This window comes from Brevundimonas diminuta, from assembly GCF_022654015.1.
GTDB classification, from domain to species: Bacteria; Pseudomonadota; Alphaproteobacteria; order Caulobacterales; family Caulobacteraceae; genus Brevundimonas; species Brevundimonas diminuta_C.
The window spans coordinates 810,581-824,841 of record NZ_CP073063.1 but is presented as its reverse complement, the minus strand read 5'-3'; the positions used below and the strand labels follow the sequence as shown (position 1 = coordinate 824,841).

General features: G+C 66.7%; 16 protein-coding genes and 2 tRNA genes. 8 read left to right on the top strand and 10 right to left on the bottom strand.

Going from position 1 to position 14,261, the window contains the following annotated elements; translation table 11 throughout:
* Window positions 1–174: 174 nt before the first annotated feature.
* The 3 genes from cmk to aroA form a co-directional block, all read right to left on the bottom strand.
* Window positions 175–825, bottom strand: coding sequence for a (d)CMP kinase (gene cmk / locus KAK88_RS03995; protein WP_161638906.1), 651 nt, complete (start codon window positions 823–825; stop codon window positions 175–177).
* A gap of 103 nt (window positions 826–928) precedes the next feature.
* Entirely contained in the window at window positions 929–1,267 is a 339-nt protein-coding gene (locus tag KAK88_RS03990) for a hypothetical protein (RefSeq protein WP_242077962.1), read from the bottom strand.
* Window positions 1,264–2,586: a 3-phosphoshikimate 1-carboxyvinyltransferase gene (gene aroA, locus KAK88_RS03985; protein ID WP_431307213.1), complete on the bottom strand. Its 1,323-nt coding sequence runs from the start codon at window positions 2,584–2,586 to the stop codon at window positions 1,264–1,266. Before aroA ends, KAK88_RS03990 begins: the two co-directional genes overlap by 4 nt.
* Window positions 2,587–2,708: 122 nt before the next feature.
* Here aroA and KAK88_RS03980 point away from each other — a divergent pair, with 122 nt between their 5' ends.
* Together KAK88_RS03980 and KAK88_RS03975 are read left to right on the top strand one after the other, a co-directional pair.
* Complete coding sequence (locus KAK88_RS03980) at window positions 2,709–3,170, top strand: TIGR02300 family protein (protein WP_055752793.1); 462 nt, start codon at window positions 2,709–2,711, stop codon at window positions 3,168–3,170.
* Between the two features lie 290 nt (window positions 3,171–3,460).
* Window positions 3,461–3,536 (top strand) — tRNA-Ala (locus KAK88_RS03975).
* 163 nt (window positions 3,537–3,699) lie between these two features.
* On the opposite strand, the gene KAK88_RS03970 is transcribed toward KAK88_RS03975, so the two are convergent.
* From KAK88_RS03970 to KAK88_RS03960, 3 genes are all read right to left on the bottom strand, one after another.
* Window positions 3,700–4,023, bottom strand: a complete 324-nt coding sequence (locus KAK88_RS03970) for a hypothetical protein (RefSeq protein WP_242077960.1) — start codon at window positions 4,021–4,023, stop codon at window positions 3,700–3,702.
* An 80-nt stretch (window positions 4,024–4,103) separates the two neighbouring features.
* A complete protein-coding gene (gene rsgA, locus KAK88_RS03965) occupies window positions 4,104–5,180 on the bottom strand; it encodes a ribosome small subunit-dependent GTPase A (RefSeq protein ID WP_242077959.1) in 1,077 nt (358 codons plus the stop codon).
* A gap of 162 nt (window positions 5,181–5,342) precedes the next feature.
* The gene (locus KAK88_RS03960) at window positions 5,343–6,014 is read right to left on the bottom strand and encodes a DUF1345 domain-containing protein (protein WP_242077958.1); all 672 of its coding nucleotides are present in this window, start codon (window positions 6,012–6,014) and stop codon (window positions 5,343–5,345) included.
* 131 nt (window positions 6,015–6,145) lie between these two features.
* Here KAK88_RS03960 and KAK88_RS03955 point away from each other — a divergent pair, with 131 nt between their 5' ends.
* Complete coding sequence (locus tag KAK88_RS03955; protein ID WP_017504296.1) at window positions 6,146–6,289, top strand: hypothetical protein; 144 nt, start codon at window positions 6,146–6,148, stop codon at window positions 6,287–6,289.
* 189 nt (window positions 6,290–6,478) lie between these two features.
* On the top strand, window positions 6,479–7,141 hold the full coding sequence (locus KAK88_RS03950; RefSeq protein WP_242077957.1) for a DNA polymerase III subunit epsilon: 663 nt from the start codon (window positions 6,479–6,481) through the stop codon (window positions 7,139–7,141).
* 49 nt (window positions 7,142–7,190) lie between these two features.
* Here KAK88_RS03950 and KAK88_RS03945 read toward each other — a convergent pair.
* Together KAK88_RS03945 and cpdR are read right to left on the bottom strand one after the other, a co-directional pair.
* Window positions 7,191–7,265: transfer RNA gene (locus tag KAK88_RS03945), tRNA-Val, on the bottom strand.
* A 136-nt stretch (window positions 7,266–7,401) separates the two neighbouring features.
* Entirely contained in the window at window positions 7,402–7,758 is a 357-nt protein-coding gene (cpdR, locus tag KAK88_RS03940) for a cell cycle two-component system response regulator CpdR (protein ID WP_017506825.1), read from the bottom strand.
* A gap of 112 nt (window positions 7,759–7,870) precedes the next feature.
* On the opposite strand from cpdR, the gene KAK88_RS03935 reads away from it, so the two are divergent.
* Window positions 7,871–8,695, top strand: coding sequence for an N-formylglutamate amidohydrolase (locus KAK88_RS03935; RefSeq protein WP_242077956.1), 825 nt, complete (start codon window positions 7,871–7,873; stop codon window positions 8,693–8,695).
* A gap of 260 nt (window positions 8,696–8,955) precedes the next feature.
* Here the strand turns inward: KAK88_RS03935 and KAK88_RS03930 are convergent, their stop codons facing one another.
* Window positions 8,956–9,639, bottom strand: coding sequence for a DUF599 domain-containing protein (locus tag KAK88_RS03930; protein ID WP_242077955.1), 684 nt, complete (start codon window positions 9,637–9,639; stop codon window positions 8,956–8,958).
* Window positions 9,640–9,780: 141 nt separating this feature from the next.
* Here KAK88_RS03930 and ppa point away from each other — a divergent pair, with 141 nt between their 5' ends.
* Complete coding sequence (gene ppa, locus KAK88_RS03925) at window positions 9,781–10,341, top strand: inorganic diphosphatase (protein ID WP_242077954.1); 561 nt, start codon at window positions 9,781–9,783, stop codon at window positions 10,339–10,341.
* A 185-nt stretch (window positions 10,342–10,526) separates the two neighbouring features.
* Window positions 10,527–11,828: an ATP-dependent protease ATPase subunit HslU gene (hslU, locus tag KAK88_RS03920; RefSeq protein ID WP_242077953.1), complete on the top strand. Its 1,302-nt coding sequence runs from the start codon at window positions 10,527–10,529 to the stop codon at window positions 11,826–11,828.
* Here hslU and KAK88_RS03915 read toward each other — a convergent pair.
* Window positions 11,818–13,125: a YihY/virulence factor BrkB family protein gene (locus tag KAK88_RS03915; RefSeq protein ID WP_242077952.1), complete on the bottom strand. Its 1,308-nt coding sequence runs from the start codon at window positions 13,123–13,125 to the stop codon at window positions 11,818–11,820. The genes hslU and KAK88_RS03915 overlap by 11 nt on opposite strands.
* Before the next feature lie 62 nt (window positions 13,126–13,187).
* On the opposite strand from KAK88_RS03915, the gene prmC reads away from it, so the two are divergent.
* On the top strand, window positions 13,188–14,099 hold the full coding sequence (prmC, locus tag KAK88_RS03910) for a peptide chain release factor N(5)-glutamine methyltransferase (protein ID WP_242077951.1): 912 nt from the start codon (window positions 13,188–13,190) through the stop codon (window positions 14,097–14,099).
* Window positions 14,100–14,261 lie beyond the last annotated feature (162 nt).

Sequence of the window (14,261 nt, the reverse complement as noted above, 5' to 3'; positions counted from 1 at the left end):
ACCCCTGACGCAGCGAAAGGCGGCGCGCGGGGCGATGGGAAAAGATGGAATCAGGTCGTCGGGATGCGAGGCCGTTCAGAACGATCAAAACGCCCGCGGAGGCCGAGGGTGGGAGCGTTGGATTTGCGAGAGCGGGCTTTTTGTTTCCCTACCGCTTACGCTGCATGAGGGAATCTAGAGACCGTGTTTCGCGCGCGCCGCCTCGACGATACGGCGGGCCGCATCGAAGGCGGCCTCTATACCCAGATCGGTCGTATCCAGCAAGACCGCGTCATCGGCCTGGACCATCGGAGCCGCCCCGCGCCCGGCGTCGCGCTCGTCGCGGCGCTGGATGTCGGCCAGCATGGCGTCGAAGGCGATGTCCGATCCGCGCGCCGTCAGCTGCTTCCAGCGGCGCGTGGCCCGCACCTCGGGCGTTGCGGTGACGAACAGTTTGGCCTGAGCATTCGGCGCAATCACCGTGCCGATGTCGCGTCCATCCAGAACGGCGCCGCCCGCCTGGGCCGCGAACGCCTGCTGCAGTTCCAGCAGCGCCGCCCGTACGCCCGCGAAGCTGGCGACACGGCTGGCGGCCTCGCCCGCCTCGCCGGTCGTCAGGCGCGGATCGTCCGACAGGCCCGCCGCATCCAGGCCCCGCGCCGCCTGCGTCGCCGCGGCCTCGTCATCCAGCGATCCGCCGTCCGCCAGCACCTTTGCGCCCACGGCCCGGTACAGCAGCCCCGTATCCAGATGCGGCAGGCCATAGGTCTGGGCCAGGCGCGCGGCGATGGTCCCCTTGCCAGAGGCGGCCGGTCCGTCGACGGCGATGACGAGAGGCTGTGTCAGGGTAGATCTTCCGAGATTTAGCGAGCGCCGACAGCGCCCAAGCGACGATGTCCAGGAGAGGGAACGCCTAGCCTTTCCTTGCCCAGCTACACAAGCTCACGTGCTACTCTTGCCCTGATGGAATAAGTTTGGGTTGCGCCGACCAACCCAAGGCGCTCACAGCACAAAGCACACCAAAAAACACCGAAGGCATCACTCCCCTGAGGATGACGATCGTCTTGAATTCACGTGGATGCTGGCTGCGAGAGATTTTGTAGAAGCCGAACTCGTTGACGTCGAACCCTCTGTTTTCAAACATCTCGGCGTAGCGCGGCTTCGTTTGGTCCCAAGTCTCGCCGTCCCCAAGATCAATAAACGATGCAACTGCCCATAGGATAAACATCCAGCCAGCGAATGCTGCCAGTATCGCCAGAATCCGGCGCGAGGACCGGCCGTCGGTCACGCGATCCGCCCGCCCAGCCCGTTCATCATCTCGACGAAGCCGGGGAAGCTGGTGGCGATCATGCCGGGTTCGTCGACCGAGACCGGCTGTTCGGCAGCCAGGCCCAGGACCAGATGGCTCATGGCGATGCGGTGGTCGTGGGCGGTGTGGACCAGGCCGCCGCCACGCACGGACCCGCCCTGGCCGGCGCCGGTGACGATGAAGCCTTCCGGTTCCTCCTCAACCTGAACGCCGCAGGCGCGCAGCCCCTCCACCATCAGCGAGATCCGGTCGCTTTCCTTGACCCGCATTTCACCCACGCCGCGCATGACGGTGACGCCGTCCGCAAAGGCCGCCGTCGCCGCCAGGATCGGATATTCGTCGATCATCGAGGCGGCCCGATCCTCGGGCACGACCACGCCCTTCAGGGACGAATGACGGGCGGTGATGTCGCCGACCTCTTCGCCCCCGGCCTCACGCCGGTTCGTAATGGTCAGGTCGGCGCCCATCTCGATCCAGGTGTCGAACAGGCCGGTACGAAGCGGGTTCAGCATCACCCCCTCGACCGTGACCTCAGACCCCGGAACGATCAGACCGGCCGCCAGGGGAAACGCCGCCGAGGACGGATCGCCCGGCACGGCGACGAAGGTCCCGGTCAGGGCCTGACCGCCCTTCAGCGTCACCTTCCAGCCCTCGCCCCTCTCCTCGACGTCCACCTCGGCGCCGAAGGCCCGCAGCATCCGCTCGGTGTGGTCGCGGCTCTTTTCGGGCTCAACCACCGAGGTGACGCCCTGGGCATTCAGCCCCGCCAGCAGGATGGCCGACTTCACCTGGGCCGAGGCCACCGTCTGCACATAGTCGATGGCCTTCAGCGCGCCGCCAGTCAGGGCCACCGGGAGCCGATCCTCGGCCGCCTGCCAATCGAACGCCGCGCCCATGTCGGCCAGCGGTCCCGTGACCCGCTTCATCGGGCGCTTTCTCAGCGAGCCGTCGCCATCGAAGGTCGCCGTCAGCGGATAGCCGGCCGCCGCCCCCATCAGCAGGCGCACCCCGGTTCCAGCGTTGCCGCAGTCGATCACCGAGGCCGGCGTCTTGAACCCGCCCGCCCCCGCGATCCGCCATGTTCCATCACCGATCCGCTCGACCTTGGCGCCGAACGCTTCGACCGCGCGGGCGGTGGCCAGAACGTCGTCGCCCTCAAGAAGACCCTCGACCTCGGTCACGCCCGACGCCATTCCGCCCAGGATCATCGACCGGTGCGACATCGACTTGTCGCCCGGCGCGCGGACCTTTCCGGTCAGGGCGGATGCGCGGCGCGAAGTCAGTTGGGACGGCATGATCACCCGCTTCAGGCTGTATTGTGCGAAGGGCCGCGCGGGCGGCGCGAAAGACAGCTTTTGACAGCGGGTCAAAGGGGTGGCAAGGGACCGCCCCGAATTCAACCCGTTGAAAGCATCCAAACGTGGCCAATCCCGAACTGGGCGCCAAACAGGTCTGCCCCAACTGCCAGGCGAAGTTTTACGACCTGAACCGTCGCCCCGCGCACTGCCCCAAATGCGGAACCGACTTCGATCCCGAAGAGGCGATGAAGCTGCGCAGCCGCCGCGCCCGTCCCGGCTATCCGTCCGACGATGAGGACACGGAAGATCAGGTCAAGGACAAGAAGGTCGACGGCGACGAGGACGAGGAAGACGACGTCAAGACGCCGGAAATCGACGAGGAAGGCCACGAGCCGATCCTGACCCCGGACGACGAGGACGAAGACTCCCCGGCCGACGCCTCGGAAGAAGCCGGCATGGGCTCGACCGACGGCGACGACGATCTGCTGGCCGACGACGATGACGACTCCGTGCCGTTTATCGAGGACGAAGACGACGACTCGATCGACGACGAGATCGCCAAGCCGTCGCGCGACGACGACTGATCTTTTTTTGGGCCTATCGCGCTTCGCGCGACTTGAGGCCCGACTTGTTCGAGGCCTGTGGATAGGCTCAGATTCTTGTTGCACCCGCCGCATTTCCCGTTAGGGAGACGCGGCGGGACAGCAGGTCTTTAGAACCTTCCGGTTTGAAAAACCTGCGTATTTTCACACTTGGGAACGCGGTGAAAATAAATCTCGAAACGGGCTTGATCGCAGAAAAAGCCTGACCTAGTTTCCGCCGCCTCGCCGGGGGCCATCGCAAGATGAACCGGGCGATCCAGACCGACAGGTCCGGGGCTTTAGCTCAGCTGGTAGAGCGCTTGCATGGCATGCAAGAGGTCAGCGGTTCGACTCCGCTAAGCTCCACCATCGTCACCTCCGAGCACCGCAGGGTGTTCGGAGGGACGACCACCCCCCCACATTTTCGATCCGCAGAGGTCGCCATTCGGCGCGTGACCAGGCGCCCGTCTATTGTCCGATGACCGATGCGGCAGGCGGCTCGACCCGAGCCTCCCGCCGCGATAGCCGCCGATCAGTTCTCGACTTCCGTCGATCCCTGGCGGAACTCTTCGGCCGGCACGAAGGCCGAACCTTCTTCATCCAGCACCCAGACGCCGATCAGCGTGGGGTGATCCGGGGTGACGTCTTCGTCCAGCAGGTCGCCCTCATAGACGCCGACGTTGCTGTAATCGAAATCCAGCAGCAGCTGATCGGCCATGTCGATCATCTCGTCGGCCATGCGCCGTGCATAGCCCACCGCCTCGCTGGCGTCGGAAAAGTCGTCGGTCAGCGTGTTGACCTCTGCGGCCTCGCTGCCCTGAACGGCGCTGGTGGTGACGATGGTGAATGCGGACATGGTGATCTTTCTTAAGTCTAAGGACTTCACCTAGCCCGTTTGGCCCCGCAACACGTCGAAATTCGGTTGCGCCATCGACGCTATCGATCGGCCCCGCCCCGATCGTTGCGCTTCGTCGCGCGATAGACCTTCTGCAGGCCGCCCAGCCGCCGGCGTTCCGCAGCCTTGGCGATCCGTTCCGCCTTGTCCCCTGCGGCCGCCAGTTCCGACTTCAGCTTCTGGAAATGCGCCCAGCGCGATCCCTCCAGCGTGCCGTCCGCCAAGGCCGCCTGGACAGCGCATCCCGGCTCGCTCACATGGCCGCAGTTGGTGAAGCGGCACTCCTGCATCAGGTGTTCGACATCGTCGAAGACCGCTTCCACACCCTCTTCGGCGTCGATCAGGCCCACTTCGCGGATGCCGGGCGTGTCGATGATGAAACCGCCGCCGGGCAGCGGGATCAGCTGGCGATGGCTGGTTGTATGCCGTCCCTGGTCGTCGGATGCGCGGATCGCCTGGGTCGCCATCCGATCCTCGTTCAGGAAGGCGTTGACCAAGGTGGACTTGCCGACACCCGACGAGCCTATCAGGACACAGGTCTCGCCCGGCTTCACCTGAAGACGCAGCGCCTCCAGCCCGACGCCTTCGCGCGCCGAGATGGTCAAGACCAGTGTCTGCGCCTCCAGCGCCGCCACCTGAGCGGCCTCGGCTTGGGGATCCGCGCTCAGATCCGACTTCGTCAGAACGAGAACAGGCCGGGCTCCGCTGTCCATCGCTGCAGCCAGGAAACGCTGTATCCGGCGCGGATTTAGATCTGCATTCATCGAGGTGACGACGAAGGCCACGTCGATATTGGCCGCCAGGATCTGGGTTCGACGCGCGCTGTCCGCCGCCCGCCGCACGAAGGCCGTGCGGCGGGGCAAGACGGCGTGGATGGTGGCGGCGCCGTCGTGCGGGTTCGGTGACAGCGCCACCCAGTCGCCGACGGCAGGCGGCCCAGTCTCCTGGGCTTCGTGCCGAAGCCGGCCCGACGCCTTGGCGTGAAGTTCGCCCGCATCCGTGGCGACCAGATAGCCGTTGCGATGCTGGAGGATGACGCGGCCCGGCGTGTGGCCGGCGTGGGCATGCGGCGTGAATACGGTCGCCCATGCCTCGGACCATCCATACTGTTCGATCAAGTCAACGGCATCCGTGTCGCTCGCGCTCCTCAGCCGGCTTGTGCTGAACACTGTCGCAAAGCCTTGCCAGTCGGCGGGGCCGCGAACAAGCATGCGCGCCGGCGTTCGAAGGAAGAAGGGTGCAACCGCACCGTCGACCTCTGACTGAACGGCTGCGCGGGCCTAAAGCAGCGTGGCGGCCAGATTGACGGTCAGCGCCAGGATGACGGCGTTGAAGAACCAGGCGATCAGGCTGTGAAACGTCGCCAGGCCGCGCAGCTTGCGGCTGGAGATCTGCACGTCCGCCGTCTGGTTCGCCACGCCGATGATCAGGGCGAAGTGTAGAAAGTCCCAGTAGTCCGCGTCCTCCTCGCCCGGAAAGATCAGACCGCCCTGATCGCCCTTGCCGTCGTCACGCGGGGCGTAGAAGCCGTGGGCGTAATGCAGGGCGAAGATGATGTGCACATACAGCCACGACAGGCCGACGGTGCACACTGAGAACACCGCCTGCCCGACCGTCGGCTTGCCGTCGCTGGCCACCATGGCGAGGACCAAGACCACGACGCTGGCCACGGCCGCCGCCATGCTGAGCGGCAGGACCAGAACGCCCGCCTGATCCAGTTCCGCCGCGCGGCGTCGCATCGCCTCTTGCGAACGCGCCCTGAGTATCCGCGCAAAGGTCGCAATGAGGAAGGTCGCCACCCCCGCGTCCCAGCCGGCCGCCAGTCGCATCGGCCAGCCGAGGCTGGTCGGCGCCAGCACCGCGACGGCCGCCAGCACCAGCAGCCCGAGCCATAGCGACAAATGCAGACGGAACAGGCGCGCGACAGATCCCATGCCCGCGAGATTGCGCATTTACGCCATCGAGGTCCAGCGACCGCGAGGCCTGCGGAGCGGCGGCGACCGAAAGGCTTTCCGTCTCATTGAGGGACATGTCTATCGGCGACGTCATAGAAGTGTCGGTTATCGTTTCGGGGGAAACGCAAATGCTGGTGTCGATCGTGATCGGCGAGGCTCTTTATCTGGCGCATCGCTGTCGGCGGGCGTTGATCGCCTCGCCCGTGGTGCTGGTCGGCCTCTGGGCCGTGATGACCGTCATGCCGCACGGGTCGATCCGTCTGCCGAACTGACGAAAAGCTGTCGCCGGTCTTCTGCGGCGCCGGACCGAATCCGGCGCCCCAAGCGTTGTCAGGCGTGAACGCCACGCCGAGGACGCCCTGACCGACTTCACCCCATCACCCCAACGCATCCGCGTCATCGACCTGGAGACGGCCGGATCCGGCCCTCAGGACGTCTGCGAGATCGGCTGGCAGGATGTGGTGCGCGACGGGGCCGGGCCGTGGCATCTGGATGCGACGCGCGGCGCCCGTTTCGTAAATCCCGGCCGGCCGATTTCGCCCGACACCATGGCGATCCACCACATTCTGGACGAGTGGGTTCAGGACGCTGGCTATTGGAAGGCTGTCGCGCCGCCCATCCTTCGCCCGGAGACGGGCGTGATCGCCCTGGCGGCTCACCGCGCCAGCTTCGAGCAGCGATATTGCACCCCTGCCCTGTCAGGCGGCGCAAAGTGGATCTGCACCTGGAAATGCGCCCTGCGGCTGTGGCCCGACCTGCCGCGCTTCTCCAACCAGATGCTGCGCTATCTGCGCCGGCCCGAGGGTTTGGTGCATGAGCTCGGCCTGCCGGCGCACCGCGCCCTGCCCGACGCCTATGTCACCGCCCATCATCTGCGCGACATGCTGAACCAGACGACCGTCGAGCAGCTTATGGCCTGGAGCCGCGAACCGGGACTGCTGCCCCGCGTGCCCGCCGGCCCCGAGCGCGGCAAGGCGTGGAGCGCGGTCGATGCCGCCCGCCTTCAGGTCCTGGCGTCGGGACGCGACATCGACGTCGCCTTCACCGCCGCGACCGAGCTTCGCCGCCGCGGCCTGATGACCGACACGGTCGTCCGGACGTCGGATCAGGGACGCCTGCTCTAGCGCGCGACCGCCAGCTCTCAGCGGCGACTGACCTAAAAAGAAAGGAAAATGGTGGACGCGACAGGGATTGAACCTGTGACCCCCTCGATGTCAACGAGGTGCTCTCCCGCTGAGCTACGCATCCGCCGTAGGGCTCCGAAAAACGTCTTCGGAGCGGGAAGAGCGGTCGTATAGCGGCGAGGCCGGTCGGCATCAAGCCGATTTAGCGGCAAGAATGCGATTTCTCGCCAAACGCCGCTCGGCCCAGTCGCAGCGAAGGGTCAGGCGGCGACCATCCGCTCGACTTCATTGACCAGATCGCGCAGGTGGACGGGCTTGGACAGCACCTTGGCGTCCGGCGTGGCCTGGGCGGCGGTCAGGGCGACGGCGGCGAAGCCGGTGATGAACATGATGCGCAGGCCGGGCTGGCGGGCGGCGGCGACGCGGGCGACCTCGATCCCGTCGGCGCCCGGCATGACGATGTCGGTCAGCAGCAGGTCGTAGGGACCATGTTCCAGGGCGTCGATCGCGTCGTCGCCGTTCTCGCAGTCGATGACCTGGTGGCCTGCCCGCTCCAGCGCGCGCGTCAGAAATCCGCGCAACGAACCGTCGTCTTCGGCCAGGAGAATACGCGCCATTCGAAAAACACCCATGAAACAGACGGCAAACCTAGAGCCCGAACGGTAAACCGCCGATGAAATTCGCCGATCAACCGACTTCCTTCCACAGCGAAACGCGCTAAGCGGAAGCATGACCGACGGCGGCGACAGTTTTTCGATCACCGCTCCGGCGGCGGACGCGCCCGCGACGGCGCTGGTCTTCGCCTCGCCCCACTCCGGCGACCTCTATCCCGACGACATGGGCGCCGCGCCGGGTCTGTCGCGCGCCAGCCTGAAAAGCGCCGAGGACGCCTTGGTCGGGCGCTTGATCGCAGAAGGACCGCGCAGAGGCGCCGCGCTGATCGAAGGCCGGATCGGCCGGGCCTATGTCGATCTGAACCGTGATCCGTCCGAGCTGGACCCGGCCCTGATCGCGGATCTGGAGGGACCGGTCGGAGCCAAGACGGCCGCCGGTTATGGCGTGATACCCCGGCTGGCCGGCGACGGGACGCCGCTCTATGCGCGCCGGCTGACGCTGGCGGAGGCGAGACACCGCATCGCCAGGGTTCACGCCCCCTATCACCAGGCCTTGGGCGAACGGATGCAGGCGACGCGCGCGACGCACGGACGCGCGGTGCTGGTCGACTGGCATTCGATGCCGGCTCGCGCTGTCGGGGCCGAAGTCGTGCTGGGCGATCGTTACGGCTCGGCCTGCAGTGCGCGGCTCAGCCGACGTCTGCGCGAGTTGTTCGAGGGCCTGGGCTGGCGAGTGGCGCAGAACCATCCCTACGCCGGCGGCTGGTCGACCCAGCGCTGGGGCCGACCGGACGAGGGCTATGAGGCCATCCAGATCGAACTGAGCCGCAAGCTGTACCTGGACGAGACGACGTTGGCCCCCAACGCGACCTACGCCAAGACGCATAAGGCCTTATCGCGCGTGATCGCCGCCCTGTGCGCAGACGAATGGTCGGCCTGACTGATCGCTGATCAGATCAAAAAAAAAAGCCGCACCCGAGGGTGCGGCATTAAAAGTCTATAGGGAGGAAACGCCCAGGAAGGGCAAGACGCCCGGAGGCGTCAGAGGTCAACTTAGGTTGCGATGCACAATGGGTCAAGGCCGATGCGCGCCCGGTCGGTCACGCCTTGTTACGCAAATATGGCGGATCGCCTGACAAGACGGCGCTCTTTCGACCAAAGTCGGACGGGCGTTCGATTTTGCAACTGCGAAGGGATGGGTCAGTTGTCCAGCAGCCGCCGTGCGTTGCGGATGGCGCGTGCGGCGGGCGACGCTTCCTGACGATAGATCAACAGGCCGAACGAGGATGCGACGCCCAGCGCCAGCCACAGCGGTCCGAACAGCCAGGCCGCCGCCGCCAGGGCGAAATAGTATCCGCGGACACCCTGACTGAAGGCGCTGAGCGCCGGGTTCAAAAGCTGGCCCGCCGCCTCGCTGAAGGCCTTGCGGTCAGTCTTGGTGTGGATTTCCGGCGCCGCCCCGATCAGCGCCAGGGCGTAGTTCATCTGGCGCAGCGCCCAGATGAAATCCAGAAAGCCGCGCGCCAGGCAGATCAGCACCAGCGCCAGCTTGGCCTCCAGAATCTTCATCGGCACGTTTTCGGCCCCGACGGCGGCAAACCCCTGAAGCGCGCTTTCGCCGCCGAACAGGATGCCCGCCACCGCCGCGATCAGCAGCAGGTTGGTGGAGGCGAAGAAGGAGGCGGAGTTGATCGAATGGCCCATCAGCTGGCTGTCGATCAGCTTCATCTCGCGATGCGTCATGGACTGCATCCAGGCCGCCCGGACATGCTCCATGTCCTGGTTCAGCGAGCCGCCCTTACGGCTGATGAAAGCCAGGATGGGGCTGTATCCCAGCCAGCAGATGAAGAAGAGGGCCAGCGCCGCCCAATCGGTCCAGGTCATGATCCAGATGTCCGCGATGATGCGCCGCGACGCAAGCCCGCCCTCGCCTGCGTTCGCCACAGGTCGCCCTTGCCGTGACGAGCCGGGGAGCCTATCACCCTTCGCCTTTCAAAGTTTCGCAGTCGCAGCAAAGACCCCGCCATGAACCTCGACGCCATTCCCGTCGGCCCGAACGCTCCCTGGGACATCAACGTCATCATCGAAATCCCGCAAGGCGGCCTGCCGGTGAAATACGAGATGGACAAGGAATCGGGTGCCCTGTTCGTCGACCGCTTCCTGCACACCGCCATGTACTATCCGGGCAACTACGGCTTCGTGCCGCACACCCTGTCGGATGACGGCGACCCCTGCGACGTGATCGTGCTGAACCCGACGCCGGTCGTCCCGGGCTGCGTCATCCGCTCGCGTCCCATCGGCGTGCTGAAGATGGTGGACGAGGCCGGCGGCGACGAAAAGATCCTGGCCGTGCCGGTCGACAAGCTGAACCCCTACTACACCGAGATCGCCAGCTATCGTCAGCTGCCGGCCATCCTGATCGAGCAGATCGAGCACTTCTTCACCCGCTACAAGGATCTGGAGAAGGGCAAGTCGGTCAAGGTCGAGGGCTGGGGCGACGCCGGCGAGGCCGCCGACCTGATCGCCAAGGGCATGCAGGCCCACCAGGACAAGCTGGCCAAGAACAAGGCCCCCAACGCCGCCTGATCCGGGCGACAACCGTTCCAGGCATTGAAGGCGTCCTCCCATCGGGGACGCCTTTTTGCTGGTCGAACTGCTATCGCCACAGCGCCGAGCCCGGAGGAGACATAGTCGGCAGCCTTGGCTTCAAAATCACGCTGCGACGCCCCGCCCCTCTCCCGCAACGGTTCGGCCTCTCCTATCTGCACCGCATGACCGAACTGACCCCCCGCGAGATCGTCTCCGAACTGGATCGCTATATCGTCGGCCAGAATGACGCCAAGCGCGCCGTCGCCGTCGCCCTGAGAAACCGCTGGCGCAGGAAGCGCGTGCCGGCGGACCTGCGCGACGAGGTGACGCCCAAGAACATCCTGATGATCGGCCCCACCGGCGTCGGCAAGACCGAGATCGCGCGTCGGCTGGCGCGGCTGGCCGGCTCGCCCTTCCTGAAGGTCGAGGCCACCAAGTTCACCGAAGTGGGCTATGTCGGCCGCGACGTGGATCAGATCGTGCGCGACCTGGTCGAAAGCGCCCTGATCATGGTGCGCGAGCGCCGTCGCGGCGACGTGCGGGCCAAGGCCGAGGCCGCCGCCGAGGACCGGATTCTGGACGCCTTGGTCGGACCCGGTGCGGGACCGGCGACGCGCGACAGTTTCCGAAAGAAGCTGCGCGCCGGAGAACTGGACGACAAGGAGATCGAGATTTCGCTGGCGGACACCGCTTCGCCGATCCAGGGGCTGGACATTCCGGGCGGCGGCAACGTCGGCCTGCTGAACCTGTCGGAAATGCTGGGCAAGATGGGCGGCGGGCGCACCAAGACCGTCAAGCTGGCGGTGCGCGATGCGACGACGCCCCTGATCGCCGAAGAGGGCGACAAGCTGCTGGATCAGGACAGCCTGACACAGGAGGCGCTGAAACTGGCTGAGAACGAGGGCATCGTCTTCCTGGACGAGATCGACAAGGTGGCGGCTCGTCAGGGCGCATCCGGCGCGGACGTGTCGCGCGAGGGGGTGCAGCGCGACCTGCTGCCCCTGATCGAGGGCACCACGGTCTCGACGAAGTACGGGCCGGTGAAGACCGACCATGTGCTGTTCATCGCCTCGGGCGCCTTCCACGTCGCCAAGCCCAGCGACCTGCTGCCCGAGCTTCAGGGACGCCTGCCGATCCGGGTCGAGCTGAAGGCCCTGACGCGCGACGACTTCAAGCGCATCCTGACCGAACCCGAGGCCAATCTGATCCGTCAGAACCAGGCCCTGCTGGCGACCGAGGACGTGACCCTGACCTTTACCGACGATGCGGTCGAGGCGATGGCCGATGCGGCGGTGGCGGCCAACAGCGCGGTCGAGAACATCGGCGCGCGCCGGCTTCAGACCGTGTTGGAGCGGGTGCTGGAGGAGACCAGCTTCAAGGCCTCGGACCTGTCGGGCCAGACCGTGACCTTCGACGGCGATGCGGTGCGCGAGAAGATGGACGCCCTGACCAAGGACGTCGATCTGAGCCGCTTCATTCTGTAGCGGTCGGCGCCCCGGCGGCGTGACGGTTGGGGCGACGCATAATTCGGTCGGCCATCATCTCGGCGTGACGCTGGGTGAAGGCCAGGGCGGCGGGGTTGCCGCGTCGCGGGCCGATGCTGTCGGCGACCTTGGCGCCCCGCTCGCCGATCGGCAGGGGCTTGCCGGTCGTGGTGTCCACGGCGGTCTGGTGCTCGATCTCGGCGTTCAGCTCGGCGCCCATCAGGATCACCTGCACCGACAGCCAGGTCCACAGCAGGAAACCCATCATGGCCGCCAGCGGGCCGTAGCTGTCGGTCCGCACGAAGTTGGACAGATACCAGCTGAACAGGAAGGACACGGTCAGGCTGAGGACCGCCGCGAAGATCGCGCCCGGCGTGACCCAGCGCCAGCGCGCGCGCTGACGGCAGGGGCCATAGCGGTAGATAACGGTCAGGGCGGCGACATAGCCGACCAGCAGCAGCGGCCAGCGCAGCGGGGCGATCAGGCCCCACTCCTCCTCCAGGCCGAACAGCCGCACCACCACCGGGACGCCGACCACCAGGGCCGAGGTCAGCAGGACCGCCAGGATGGCCCCCACGGTGAAGACCATGCAGATCAGGTTGTAGCGCACGATGTTGCGGCGCTCGACCTCGTGGTAGGCGACGTTCAGGCCGTAGAACAGCACCTTGACCGCCCCGTTGGCGGTCCACAGCGACAGGGCCAGGGTCCAGGCCAGGGTGAAGGTCAGCTGACTGTTGGAGTTCTCGGCCAGGCGCTGCATCTCCCCGCCCAGGAACTCGGCGATGCTGTCGGGCAGCAGGGCGTAGAGGAACTGCAGCCGCCCCCACGCGTCGGTCGGATCGGCGAAAAGGCCGTAGAGGGTGACGAACGTCCCCAAGAGCGGGAACAGCGACAGCAGGGTGAAGAAGGTCACGCCGCCGGCGACGAAGCCGACCCGGTCGCCGAAATAGGACCCGCCGGTGCGCCAGACGATGTCGGACCAGCCCTTGTGCGGAATGTGCTCGGGCCGTTTGGCCATGCGGCCGCGACCGGGCTCCTGGGCCTCATAGTCCTCGGGCGTGGGGACCTTGGGCGGCAGGGGCTCGGGGCGGGGGGCGCGCAGTTCGACCCCGACCTTGTGCCCCTGGCTGTAGAGCAGGTGGGCGGCGCCGGCCCCGGCGGCCAGACCCCCGGCGGCGGCCCCCAGGAACTTCCACACCCGGCCGCGCTCGACCGGCGCCGGCGTGCGGGCGAACAGATTGCGAAGCGGGGCAAGGCGGGAGGGGCGGCGCGCAGTCATCCCGACGCGAACGGTCAAGCTGGCCTCCTGTTCCTCCCGTCGCGCTTGAAATCGGCGCCGGGCCGGGCCAATCAACGCCCATGACCGACCCCATCACGCCCAAGTCCGACACCGACGCCCCGACCCTGCTGACCGCCTGGAAGGCGGCGCAGGCCCGGCTGAAGACCGGCCGCATGGACAGCCCCGCCATCGACGCCCGCCTGCTGCTGGAGGCCGCCGCCGGCGCCAGCCGCATGGACATCCTGACCGACCCCTATCGGCCCATCACCGCTGACCAGCTGAGCGCCTATGAGGCCATGGTCGAGCGCCGGCTGAAGCGCGAGCCCGTCTCGCGCATCGTCGGCAAGAAGGGCTTCTGGAAGATCATGCTGAACGTCACCCCCGACGTCCTCAGCCCCCGCCCCGACACCGAGACCCTGATGGACGTGTCCATGCTGGCCTTCGGCAAGAACGAAGCCTTCGACGCCATCGACCTGGGGACCGGCTCGGGCGCGATCCTCTTGGCGCTTCTGGCCGAGCGGCCGGCCGCGCGCGGGGTCGGCACCGACATCTCGTCCGAGGCCCTGGCGGTGGCCAAGGAGAACGCCGCCAACCTGGACCTGAACGAGCGCGCGACCTTCCTGCGCACCGAATGGGCCGCGGGCTTCGGCGACGCCAGCTTCGACCTGGTGCTGTCCAACCCGCCCTATATCCCGACCGACCATATCGCGACCCTGGACCCGGAGGTCCGCGACCACGACCCGCACCTGGCCCTGGACGGCGGCCCCGACGGCTTGCAGGCCTATCGCGATCTGGTGCCCGAGGTGAAACGCATCCTGAAGCCGCTGGGCGTCTTCGCCGTCGAAATCGGCTTCGATCAGGGCCCGCAGGTCAAGGAACTGTTCGAGGCCGCCGGCTTCACCGACGTCAAGATCATCAAGGACCTGGGCGACCGCGACCGCGTCGTCACCAACGGCCCGGACCCGCGCACCAATCCGATCCCGCAGGACTGACCGACTTCAGACGGTCGGCGGACAAAAACACCGTCTAATTCGTCTAATTCGTCTGATCTGGCCCTCCCCAGCTGTGCGATGCGTCCCCTGCGGACGAACCGAGACAGGATCGCACGGTTTGGAGCCGTGGGCAGGAGAATGACGCTGGCGGGCGGCAGGGTG